The following is a 7,439-nucleotide window of genomic DNA, read 5'->3' as shown; positions in this document are numbered from 1 at the left end:
CCTCTGTTTGTGGCGTTTCGAGTTCATCGAGGATGCCGTGTCCAGCCCCTGGAACACCCGCCATTGCATCAATTGGGCGGATAGCGCTCGCAAGGGCCGCTGCCCCGGCAACGCCAAACATTGCAGTCAAGAAGGATCGCCGATCCATAATAAACCTCCCAAGGTACATGCTAAAAATGCGCCCACGCCTGCCGAATGAGCAGACGTGGGCGCACGGTGAAGTACAGGACCCGCAGCCGAAGCGGCTCGCGGGTCCTATCAGCGCAGGAAGGGACGTAGCTGCGCCGATCCACGCCATGTCAGCCAAGAACGACCCCCATCACCAGGAAGGTGATGGCTGTTGCGAAAATCGGTGCGAGCAACCATCGCGCCTGGCCGACACTTTTTTCCACTGTTTCTCTCCGAATTTGGAGAGACAACAACCTTTAGGCCTAAGCCGTTCCGCCTACTCCCAACGGGTAAGACCATTGCGTCTTCCAACCAGACTTTGGTCCTGCGCGGATTCAGACAGAGGCCCGTATGAGGAACGTTTGGCGTGGCGGCGTGTTCGGGTGCTGGCGCCCAGCCGGTCGTGCTGCCGCCAGGTTACAAGAGGAGGAAAAGAAATGAGGATGCACCTAAGCAGCGCCGCTGCGGCGCTCCTGCTGTTGGCCAGCGTCGGGGCGGTTGCGGCACAGAACACGGTCGAACTCCACGAGGTTCCCAACGTCAAATACCGCTATACGGTGGTCGACAACCGAACGGTTTTGGTGGACCCGAGCACACGCAAGACTGTGAAAGTCTACGACTGAAGCTTCGAACCGGCCAAGCCCGCTGGCAGGGATGCCGCCGGGTTGCGCTCGTCAAATCGCCACTGATCGGACAAATGAAAATGATGAACCCTGAAGTCGAGACGTCGCAAGCGCTCGTGGCGCGCCTAGTTGATCTCCAGGCGAGAGCGCGGGCAGCACGTCTAAATGAGGCCGAAGTAAAGACCTTCGAAAAGGTCGCAGCCGTCACGGACGACGGTCTCGGTCGGCCGGCTCAGAATCTGGCCGTTCCAGCTTCGATGGCGACATAGTGGTGCACGAGGTCACACCCCAATCGCCGCCACAAGAATTCGGCTCTGCCGTCGGGTCGCCGCCCGTGGCTCCGGTATCTTCGCTGCGTCGCGCTTCACGAACTCGATGACATCATGTTCATGTCGTTGAAGATCAATTCGCCGAGCCGCTGATGCCCAAAATATTCCAAGTTGTGCTGACTTCTATGACGCGCTCGCAACCCGGGCCGATGCCCCAACCCGGGTGAACGTGTTCCGCACCCTGACCGATTTGTAGACGTAGGCGACCCAGAGCCCTGTCACCACAAACGAGACTATGGGGCCACCAGCGCATCGCCTGCGAGCACCAGGCTCACCGGAACGGCCAGAACTGACGCAACCCAGATCGTGTCCAGTACGAAAACGACAGGGATGGCGAGCCACTGGAGCAGAAACAATTGCGGAAAGCGGTGGCTACGCCGCAGCATCGAAACGAGCACAACCAGCTGAAGCGCCAGAAATGCCAGATTGAGAGCAACCTCGCCATAAACCACCAGGGGGCCATTCGAGAGGGTCATGAGTTGCTGGTAGCCGTCGGCCGAATTGGCCAAGTCGGCGAGTGTGCGCAATGGCGACAATGTCTGACCGATCGCCAGCAGCATCAGCCAGCCGCCGAAGCCTATAAGAGCCTCAGGATTCTGCGAAGGCTTCGCGGCTGATCGAACAGCAAAGAAAACAGGCACGCCGATCAACAGCAGCATGATCGCCCAATGCCAGACGGAAAACGTCCCCATTTACCCCTCCCCCGCTTATGCCCTCCTAGGTTGTATCAGGTTTTAAATTCAACTCAAGAGGCGACATGCATCTGAAACCAGGTCTTATGCGGAAGCGACGCTTTTTCCTGCCTGCTCCTGACTTTCACACCGCAATCGCCGCCACCAATATCCGGTTCTGCCGGCGTATCGCCGCGCGCAGCTCCGGTATCCTGGCCGCGTCGCGCTTCACGAATTCGATGAACATCATGTTCATGTTGTTGAAGATCAGTTCGCCGAGCGCCGCACCATCGATATCCTGGCGCACCAGCCCAAGAACCTGCAGCCGGGCGATCAGGGCGCGGATCTGTTCGGTCAGTGAGCGGTCGAGCCCGGTATAGGCCTGGCCGAACGGGCTGTCGGGCGCTTGCGTCGAGATCGCCATCGCCTGCCGCCACATCTCCTTGCTTAGATAGTGCAGCGAGTGCTCGATATAGATGCCGACCAGCGTGTCCAGCGCGTCGCCGACATTGGCCGGCGGCCTGGCAACGACGCCTTGCCCGGCATTGAGCACCTCGTTGACCTCCAGCGAGACGATGGCGCCGAGGATGTCGCCCTTGTTTTCATAGTAATTGTAGATGGTGCCGACCGAGACCTCGGCCTGCGCGGCAATCGCCTCGATCTTGGCACCTTCGTAGCCGGCCTCGCGAAACAATTCCGCGGCCGCCTCGATGATACGCCGGTGCCGGTCCGCCTTTTGCCTAGCCCGCAATCCGCTCATTCCCAGCCTCTTGCCACAAAAACAGAATTGACTCAATTTTAGAATTGGTTCAATTTTTTGCAAGAAGCCACAAAGGCAAGGGAGAACACTCGATGTCACACACAGCCAGCAATCCGCTTTCCATCCTGAAGACCCGTTTGCGCACAGCTGCCGCAGCCGCGGCGCTGCTGCTTTCGACGGGCGCGCAGGCCGCCGATCTCAACGCGCTGATCTGGTGCGATCATGCCGATCCGGCCTTGCTGCAGCCGTTTGAGGAGGCCAATGGCGTCAAGGTCAACGTCAAGGAATTCGAGGGCACGGGTGCTGGCCTCGCCATCGTCGAACAGTCGCAGCCCGGCGACTGGGACGTGATGGTGATCGACAGCATCGACGTGCCGCGCGGCGTCGAAAAGCGACTGTTCGAGCCCTTGCCGGAAGACAAACTGCCGCTGGCCGATCTGTTCCCGCAGGTGAAGATGGACAGCTCCACCGTGGTCGGCGGCAAGCGCTACGGCATCACCGAAAAGTTCGGCTACAACACGATCGGTTACAACAAGACCAAGGTCGACCCGGCCGACATGCAGTCGATGGCAGCACTCACCGGCGACAAGTACAAGGGTAAGGTCGCCATCTACGACTACTACCTGCCGGTCATCGGCATGGCGGCACTGGCGATCGGCAAGAAGACGGCCGATCTCACCGAAGCCGACCTGCCCGCCCTCAAGGACGAGCTCTTGAAGATGAAGGCCAATGCCAAGCTGGTCGGCGAAGTGACCGCCAGCCAGACGGCGCTTGCGACCGGCGAGGTCGACATATTGGTCGGCGGCGGCGAATGGGTGACGGCGGGCCTGGCCAAGGAAAACCCGGCGCTGGACTTCTCGATCCCCAAGGAGGGTGCGATTCTCTGGTCGCAGTCGCTGGCCATGTTCAAGGATTCCAAGAACAAGGACATGGCGCTGAAGTTTATCCAGTACATTATGAGCCCGGAAGGCCAGGCGCGCCTTGCCACCTCCTCCTGCTATTGGGGCATGCCGGCCAACACCAAGGCAGCACTCACCGACGACCAGAAGAAGGTGTTGCGCTTCGACGAACAGCCGGGCTTCCTGGCGCGCGCCCAGGCCTATCCGGCGCCGAATGCCGATCTCGACAAGAAGATGCAGGACATGTGGACCGAAATGCTGCAGGCAAAATGAGCCGATACCGCTCATGAGCACCTCGGGAAACAACGGGCGTGCTCTCCCCTGGGCGCTGGTCACGCCGGCGCTCGGCTGGACGCTGCTGTTCTTCGTGCTGCCCTTCATCGCCATGGGGTTTTCCAGCCTGACGGCGCATGAGGGCGGCGGTTTCACGCTGACGAACTACAGCCAGTTCTTCACCAACCCGTCCTACTGGCAGGCGATGGTGAACTCACTGCGGGTCACCGCCATCGTCACCGTGATCTCGGTGCTGCTCGCCTATCCCTTTGCCTGGATTCTGGCCGAACAGGTGCCGGAGCGCTGGCAGCGGCTGGCGCTGATGCTGGCGGTGCTGCCGTTCTGGACCTCCTATGTCGTGCGCTCCTATTCCTGGCTGCTGGTGCTGGCGCAGAACGGCGTCGTGAACCGGGCGCTGACCGGCTCCGGCCTGTTTGCCGAGCCGCTGCAGCTCGCCAACACGCGTTTCGCCACCGTCACCGGCTTCGTGCACTTCTTCGTCATGCTGTTGACGCTGACCATCTTTGCCAACCTCAAGCAGCTCAGCCCGAGCTACCGCAAGGCCGCCGCCGATCTCGGCGCCGGACCGGTGCGCACTTTCCTGCATGTCGTGCTGCCGCTGACCTTGCCCGGCATCATGGTCGGCGCCTTCCTGACCTTCGTGCTGTGCATCGGCGACTACATCACGCCGCAGATCCTCGGCGGCAACAACGAGCTGCTGATGCCGCAACTGGTGATGATGCAGATCGGCCGGCGCGGCGACTTTCCGCTGGCCTCGGCGCTGTCGATCATCCTGATGGCGGTGGTTACTATCGCCTACCTTGCCTGCGCCCGCTGGCTGAAGATCGAGCGGGCCTGAAATGCGCCAGCTCGTCCGCATCGCCTCCTGGCTCTACGCCATCATGGTCTACGGCTTCATCTTCCTGCCGGTCGTCGTGCTGGTGCTGTTTTCGCTGCAGGCGACGTCGTTTCCGATTCCGCCCTTCACCGGGCCTTCGCTGCGCTGGTATGAGGCGGTTCTCTCCGACGTCAGGCTGACCTCGGCGCTGGTCAATTCGCTGCTGGTCGCGTCCATCTCATCGCTTGCCGCCGTCACGCTCGGCTTCCTCGCCGCCTGGGGTTTTGCCCGCTTTGTCCTGCCGGGCTCCGGCCTGCTGCGCGGGCTGATCACCCTGCCGCTGACGGTCAGCTACCTCATCATCGGCATGGGGCTGCTGGTGCTGTTCAACTGGGCCGGCGCACCTAAATCCTTGCTTGCCGCCGGCATCGGCCATGTCGTGATCAACCTGCCGCTGTGCTTTGCCATCATCTACAGCCAGATGGGCGACCACCAGATCAACATCGAGCGCGCCGCGCGCGACCTCGGCGCGCCGGAGTGGAAGGTGCTGCTGTTGATCACCGTGCCCGTCATGGCGCCTGCCATCTTCGCCGGTTTCTTCCTGTCGATGACCTTCTCCTGGGACGAGTTCGTGATCTCCTTCCTGCTCACCCGCTTCGACACCACGCTGCCGGTCGAAATCTGGAACCTCTTGCGTTCGGGCCTCAACCCGAAGACCAACGCCGTCGGCTCGCTGGTCTTTGCCGTCTCCATCGTGCTGGTGGTGTTTTTTGAACTGACATTGCTTCGGAGAAAGCCGGCATGAGCGCGCCCCTCGTCGACATCAGCAGCGTCTCGCATCGCTTCGGCCAGCACACCGTGTTGAAGGATGTCTCGCTGCAGATCGAGCCCGGCAGCTATACGATCCTGCTTGGGCCGTCGGGCTCCGGCAAGACGACGCTCTTGTCCATTCTGGGCGGCTTCGTCACCCCCAGCGAAGGCAAGGTGTTCATCCGTGGCGAGGACTGCACCTCGGTGCCGCCGGCCAAGCGGCCGACCACGACGGTGTTCCAGGACTATGCGCTGTTTCCGCATATGAGCGTCGGCAGCAATGTCGGTTTCGGCCTGCGCATGCAGGGCGTCGATGGCGCGACACGGGCGGCAAAGGCGCGCGACGCGCTGGCGCTGGTCGGCCTCGCCTCCGCCTTCGACAAGAAACCGCACCAGCTCTCCGGCGGCCAGCGGCAGCGCGTGGCGCTGGCGCGTGCGCTGGTGATCGAGCCGGCGGTGCTTTTGCTCGACGAGCCGCTCGGCGCGCTCGACCTCAAATTGCGCCGGCAGATGCAGGATGAGTTGAAGGCAATCCAGAAGCGCGTCGGCACCGCCTTCATCCACGTCACCCACGACCAGGAAGAGGCAATGGCGCTCGCCGACCATTGCGTGGTGATGAATGACGGGCGCATCGAGGACGAAGGTCCGCCCGAGCGCGTCTACGCACGGCCGGCGACGCGTTTTTCAGCGACCTTCATGGGCGAAAGCACGATCCTTGCCGGCACGGTCACGGAGGCTGGGAACCGGACAAGCACTGTCGCGACGCCGGTCGGGCCGGTTTCGCTGCCCGGCGCGTTACCGGTCGGCTCTGCCGTCGTGCTGGCCATACGGCCGGAGCATCTTGTCCTCGGCGAGGCGCGCGGCGGTGTCAGGCTTGGCACGGCTGAGGTGAGCGACGTCGTTTTCCAGGGCAGTTTCAAACGTGTGCTCGCCGTTTCCGTCGAGGACCCGTCGCTTCATTTCATCGCCAGGCTGCCGGCGACTGCCACCGTCCGGCCGGGCGACACGGTTGCGATTTCCTGCGATACCGACCAGATCATCCTGCTGACGGACTGAACTTTCTGACGGATTGAACATGGCAACACTTTCGGTCATCGAGGCACCGGACTGGTACGAGACCATCCGCATGGCCGACGGCATCACGCTGATCCACGAGCCATGGATAAAACCGTTCTTCCGCTGCAACATGTGGCATGTGCGCGGCCGTGATCGCGATCTCCTCTTCGACACCGGCCTCGGTCATTTCAGCCTTCGGCGCCACGTACCGCTGGTCACTGAGCGAAAACTGACCTGCGTCGCCAGCCACACGCATTTCGACCATATTGGCTGCCACCACGAATTTCCCGAGCGCTGCGTGCACGCGGCCGAGGCCGGCATCCTCGCCGATCCGCGCAATGAATGGACGGCGGCGGGCATCTATGCGACTGACGAGATGTTCGACGGCATGCCTGAGGGATGGGACACGGCACGCTACCGCATTCTCCCCGCACCCGCCGGCCGCCTGCTCGCGCATGGCGACGTCGTCGATCTCGGCGATCGTGCCTTCGAGGTGATCCACACGCCAGGCCATTCACCCGGCGGCATCGCGCTTTACGAAAACAGGACGGGCATCCTGTTATCAGGCGACATCATCTATGACGGCCCGCTGATCGACGACGTCTACCATTCGGACATATCAGACTACATGGCGACACTGCTGCGTATGCGCGATCTCGATGTCTCGGTCGTGCACGGCGGCCATTTTCCCAGCTTCGGCAAGGTGCGCTATCGCCAGCTCGTCGACGAGTATCTAGAACAGAAGCGGCAGGCCGGCTGCCATCTGCGGCAGCCCTGAAAGCGGTTAGAGCGGTTCACCGTTTTACGGAAACGGCGAACCACTCCAACTCCTTGTTTGGCGCAATTCCGAAGTTTGGCGCAATTCCGAACGGAAAACCGTTTCACACTTTTCCTGGAATTGCTCTAGCGCATCAGTTCGAAATGCCGCGGGAACGCCTGATGCAGCAGAAGCAGCATGGTCTTGCGCAGCACGTTGGTGTCACGGCTGGATGGATTGAGATGATCCCAATAC

9 protein-coding genes are annotated in these 7,439 nt (G+C 61.7%); 7 read left to right on the top strand and 2 right to left on the bottom strand.

All coding sequences use genetic code 11. The features are described 5' to 3' along the window. Together EN943_RS38035 and EN943_RS32615 are read left to right on the top strand one after the other, a co-directional pair. Positions 1 to 199, top strand: a 199-nt coding sequence (locus EN943_RS38035; protein WP_206522852.1) for a hypothetical protein, incomplete at its 5' end; no start/stop codon positions are given. A 406-nt stretch (positions 200 to 605) separates the two neighbouring features. Further along, positions 606 to 791, top strand: coding sequence for a DUF1236 domain-containing protein (locus tag EN943_RS32615; RefSeq protein ID WP_127416092.1), 186 nt, complete (start codon positions 606 to 608; stop codon positions 789 to 791). Positions 792 to 1,353: 562 nt separating this feature from the next. Here EN943_RS32615 and EN943_RS32600 read toward each other — a convergent pair. Together EN943_RS32600 and EN943_RS32595 are read right to left on the bottom strand one after the other, a co-directional pair. Continuing rightward, a complete protein-coding gene (locus EN943_RS32600) occupies positions 1,354 to 1,812 on the bottom strand; it encodes a DUF2569 family protein (protein ID WP_245476061.1) in 459 nt (152 codons plus the stop codon). Between the two features lie 124 nt (positions 1,813 to 1,936). Further along, positions 1,937 to 2,551 carry a TetR/AcrR family transcriptional regulator gene (locus EN943_RS32595; protein ID WP_127416090.1) on the bottom strand — a complete coding sequence of 205 codons (615 nt, stop codon included), beginning with the start codon at positions 2,549 to 2,551 and terminating at the stop codon, positions 1,937 to 1,939. 92 nt (positions 2,552 to 2,643) lie between these two features. Here EN943_RS32595 and EN943_RS32590 point away from each other — a divergent pair, with 92 nt between their 5' ends. From EN943_RS32590 to EN943_RS32570, 5 genes are read left to right on the top strand one after another with little or no spacing between them, the layout of a single operon-like run. Continuing rightward, positions 2,644 to 3,723 carry a spermidine/putrescine ABC transporter substrate-binding protein gene (locus tag EN943_RS32590; protein ID WP_127416089.1) on the top strand — a complete coding sequence of 360 codons (1,080 nt, stop codon included), beginning with the start codon at positions 2,644 to 2,646 and terminating at the stop codon, positions 3,721 to 3,723. A gap of 13 nt (positions 3,724 to 3,736) precedes the next feature. Next, positions 3,737 to 4,582, top strand: a complete 846-nt coding sequence (locus EN943_RS32585; protein WP_127416088.1) for an ABC transporter permease — start codon at positions 3,737 to 3,739, stop codon at positions 4,580 to 4,582. Between the two features lies 1 nt (position 4,583). Beyond that, positions 4,584 to 5,366, top strand: coding sequence for an ABC transporter permease (locus tag EN943_RS32580; protein WP_127416087.1), 783 nt, complete (start codon positions 4,584 to 4,586; stop codon positions 5,364 to 5,366). Then, positions 5,363 to 6,427: an ABC transporter ATP-binding protein gene (locus tag EN943_RS32575; protein WP_127416086.1), complete on the top strand. Its 1,065-nt coding sequence runs from the start codon at positions 5,363 to 5,365 to the stop codon at positions 6,425 to 6,427. Before EN943_RS32580 ends, EN943_RS32575 begins: the two co-directional genes overlap by 4 nt. A 19-nt stretch (positions 6,428 to 6,446) precedes the next feature. Then, positions 6,447 to 7,205: an MBL fold metallo-hydrolase gene (locus tag EN943_RS32570; RefSeq protein ID WP_127416085.1), complete on the top strand. Its 759-nt coding sequence runs from the start codon at positions 6,447 to 6,449 to the stop codon at positions 7,203 to 7,205. The last annotated feature ends 234 nt before the right edge of the window (positions 7,206 to 7,439 follow it).

It is taken from the genome of Mesorhizobium sp. M7A.F.Ca.US.006.01.1.1 (assembly GCF_003997935.1).
Lineage (GTDB): Bacteria > Pseudomonadota > Alphaproteobacteria > Rhizobiales > Rhizobiaceae > Mesorhizobium.
The sequence above is the reverse complement of the archived record's forward strand: the minus strand, read 5'-3'. Positions and strand labels throughout refer to the sequence as shown.

What these genes read in the sequence shown, in the direction of transcription:
- EN943_RS32615 (WP_127416092.1), top strand. Translation starts at nt 606, where the DNA reads ATGAGGATGCACCTAAGCAGCGCCGCTGCGGCGCTCCTGCTGTTGGCC.
- EN943_RS32600 (WP_245476061.1), bottom strand. Translation starts at nt 1,812, where the DNA reads ATGGGGACGTTTTCCGTCTGGCATTGGGCGATCATGCTGCTGTTGATC.
- EN943_RS32595 (WP_127416090.1), bottom strand. Translation starts at nt 2,551, where the DNA reads ATGAGCGGATTGCGGGCTAGGCAAAAGGCGGACCGGCACCGGCGTATC.
- EN943_RS32590 (WP_127416089.1), top strand. Translation starts at nt 2,644, where the DNA reads ATGTCACACACAGCCAGCAATCCGCTTTCCATCCTGAAGACCCGTTTG.
- EN943_RS32585 (WP_127416088.1), top strand. Translation starts at nt 3,737, where the DNA reads ATGAGCACCTCGGGAAACAACGGGCGTGCTCTCCCCTGGGCGCTGGTC.
- EN943_RS32580 (WP_127416087.1), top strand. Translation starts at nt 4,584, where the DNA reads ATGCGCCAGCTCGTCCGCATCGCCTCCTGGCTCTACGCCATCATGGTC.
- EN943_RS32575 (WP_127416086.1), top strand. Translation starts at nt 5,363, where the DNA reads ATGAGCGCGCCCCTCGTCGACATCAGCAGCGTCTCGCATCGCTTCGGC.
- EN943_RS32570 (WP_127416085.1), top strand. Translation starts at nt 6,447, where the DNA reads ATGGCAACACTTTCGGTCATCGAGGCACCGGACTGGTACGAGACCATC.